This window comes from uncultured Brachyspira sp. (assembly GCF_949287625.1).
GTDB lineage: Bacteria > Spirochaetota > Brachyspiria > Brachyspirales > Brachyspiraceae > Brachyspira.
On the sequence record NZ_CASEGO010000175.1, the window covers coordinates 1 to 3,277 of the forward strand.

A 3,277-nucleotide genomic window follows, 5' to 3' on the forward strand; every position below is an offset into this window, starting at 1 on the left:
GTATAGCAAATTCATTTGCTATACATTTTTAGCGAATAATTTTTATTAGCAATAATAAAAAATAATAATTCTGTTATATACTTTAGAAAAGCTGCGAAATTTCTTAATAAAAGATTAATTATCAAATTTGTATAATTAATACTTGATTTTTTTATTAAGTATTAAAAAAACTTGACCTACATTTTACAACAAACATAAGCCAAGTTTTTAATTTTACTTTTATTAAAAATATTATTTAAGAATTATAAAAATCATAAAGAAGACAAAACTTCCTCTATACCTTTTAATTTATCTTCAAACTCTTTTTTCTTTCTGTTTTCTGTGTCAATAGCTTCCTGTTTAGCTTTATTAATGAAATTTTCATTGGAAAGTTTTTTGTTTACTGCTTCCAAATCTTTTTTATATTTAGACGCCTCTTTTTCTAATCTTTTTTTCTCAGCTTCTAAATCTATTATGCCTACAAGATTAACATTTATCTCACCGCCTTCAAATACTTTAACAAATGAGCCTTTATTTCTTTGAGTATCTTTTGATGAAACTATATTTAATGATTCAGTAAGCGAAAGCGATGATATAATATCTTTATAGCTTTCAGAAGTATTTTTAAAATAGTCTGAAGTGTAGCGTATTATTACATCAAGTTTTTTATTAGGAGGTAAATTAAATGATGAACGTGAGTTTCTTATTCCAGATACTATATCCTGAATTAAGTTAAAATCTTTTTCTATATCTTCAAATATATATTTATTATTAATTTTAGGATACTCTCTAATCATCAATGCCTTTGAATCAATATTATGTTTTGGTAAATTAGAATAAATCTCTTCTGTGATAAAAGGCATAAATGGGTGAATCATAGCCATTGACTCTTCAAGCACATACAATAATACAGCAATAGTTTTTTCTTTTTTGCTTTCGTCTTTTAAATCAAACTTGCTTATCTCTATATACCAATCGCAAAACTCATTCCAATAGAATTTATAAATAGTCTGAGAAGCCTCATCAAATCTGTACTCTTTTAATTTTTTAGTAGTCTCTTCAATAGCTTTCTGAAGTCTTGATAATATCCATTTATCCTTATTTTCAAGTTCAAAACTATCTAAATCTTTTATATTAGCATTATCTTCAATGTTGCCAAAAATATATTTAGCACTGTTGTATATTTTATTAGCGAACTTTCCGCCCATTTTGAAAAGTTCTCTGTCAAGCCAAATATCCTGACCTCCTAATGAAGTTATAAATGATAGAGTAAATCTAAAAGCATCAGCTCCATGTTCTTCTATTATTTCTATAGGGTCAATGCCGTTTCCCAAACTTTTAGACATTTTTCTTCCGATTTTATCTCTTATAAGTCCGTTAAGATAAACATCTTTGAAAGGCACATCATTCATAAAATGAACTCCAGCCATAATCATTCTAGCAACCCAGAAGAATAATATATCATAACCAGTAACAAGTGCTGTAGTAGGATAAAAATATTTTAATTCTTCATTAACTTCAGGCCAGCCGAAAGTAGAAAAAGGCCATAGCCAAGAAGAAAACCAAGTATCAAGTACATCTTCATCTTGATGAATATTTTTACTTTTACATTTAGTACATTCTGTAATGTCAGTTTTTGACACCATCATCTCGCCGCAGTCATCACAGTACCATACTGGAATCCTATGTCCCCACCATAATTGTCTGCTTATACACCAATCTCTGATATCAGTCATCCAGTGATTATAAGTATTAATCCATCTTTCAGGATATATTTTTGTATTACCGTCATTAACAGCTTTGTATGCTTTTTCTGCCAAAGGCTTCATTTTTACAAACCATTGATCGCTGTAATAAGGCTCTACAACATTATGACATCTGTAGCAGTGTCCTACTTGGTGCTTGATATTATCCTTTCCAACAAAAGCTCCCAACTCTTCAAGCTCTTTTATAATCATACTTCTAGCTTCTTTTACAGTTTTACCCTGATAATGAGAAGGAGTATTTTCATTGAATGTACCGTCTGGATTTAATATATTGATAATCTCTAAATTATGTCTTTGAGCTATAGCAAAGTCATTAGGGTCATGAGCAGGTGTTATTTTTAAAGCTCCAGTACCAAACTCTTTATCAACATAAGTATCTTTTACAAGTCTTAATTTTCTGCCTACTATAGGAAGTATCAAAACATTCTCTTCTGTAAGATGAGCATATCTCTCATCATCTGGGTGAACAGCAATAGCAACGTCTGCCAAAATAGTTTCTGGTCTTGTAGTAGCTATTTCAATATAATCATTAGTGCCGTCTATTTGGTATTTAACATGATACAAAGCTCCTGCCACCTCTTCATGTTCTACTTCATCATTAGCCAAAGCAGTACCGCAGCTAGGACAATAATTAATAAGATATTTTCCTCTGTATATTAAACCCTGATTATAAAGCTCAACAAATACTTCTCTTACCGCATTGCTTAATCCTTCATCAAGAGTAAATCTTTCTCTCTCCCAATCACAGGAACAGCCTATTTTTTCTAATTGTTTTACTATTATAGAGTGATGTTCATTAGCCACTTCCCAAGTTTTTTTTACGAATGCCTCTCTTCCCAAATCATATTTATTTTTACCTTCATTTTTTAATCTTCTCTCAACAACATTCTGTGTAGCAATACCTGCATGGTCAGTTCCAGGCATCCATAAAGTGCATTTGCCAAGCATTCTATGAAATCTTATAAGTATATCCTGAAGCGTATTATTAAGTCCATGCCCCATATGAAGTACGCCTGTAACATTTGGAGGAGGTATGACTATAGAATATGGTTCTTTATTTTTATCCATAACTGCATGAAAAAATCCGTTTTCCTTCCAGAAATTATATAATTTGTCTTCGATATTTTTAGGAGTATATGCTCCTTCTAAAGTATGTTTCATATTCTTTTTTCCTCCAATAAATCAATAATAATATTAAAAATTGATATGATATTTTATACTATATACAATATTTTTCAATTACTAATTTTGACAGATATTAATTTTTCTTAAATTATAATTTCATAAAAAAATATATATTAAACTTGTTTTAAAACTATTTTATTAAAAGAATTAAAAAAACAGCATAACCGAGACTAAAAAAATTTTATAACTTTTTAATAAGGAATACTTAAATGCAATATCTATGTCTCTTAAACAATTAATTTGAAAACATGCACGGGTTCCATACATATTGCATTTAAGTATTCCTTAATTTCTTAAAGTATAGCATAGGAGTATCATAATTTAAAGTAGAATGTATTCTTTTATGA

General features: G+C 29.1%; 1 protein-coding gene. It reads right to left on the reverse strand.

From position 1 onward, the window contains the following. Positions 1-251 precede the first annotated feature (251 nt). Positions 252-2,906, reverse strand: coding sequence for a valine--tRNA ligase (locus Q1X91_RS15250; RefSeq protein ID WP_300759421.1), 2,655 nt, complete (start codon positions 2,904-2,906; stop codon positions 252-254). Positions 2,907-3,277 lie beyond the last annotated feature (371 nt).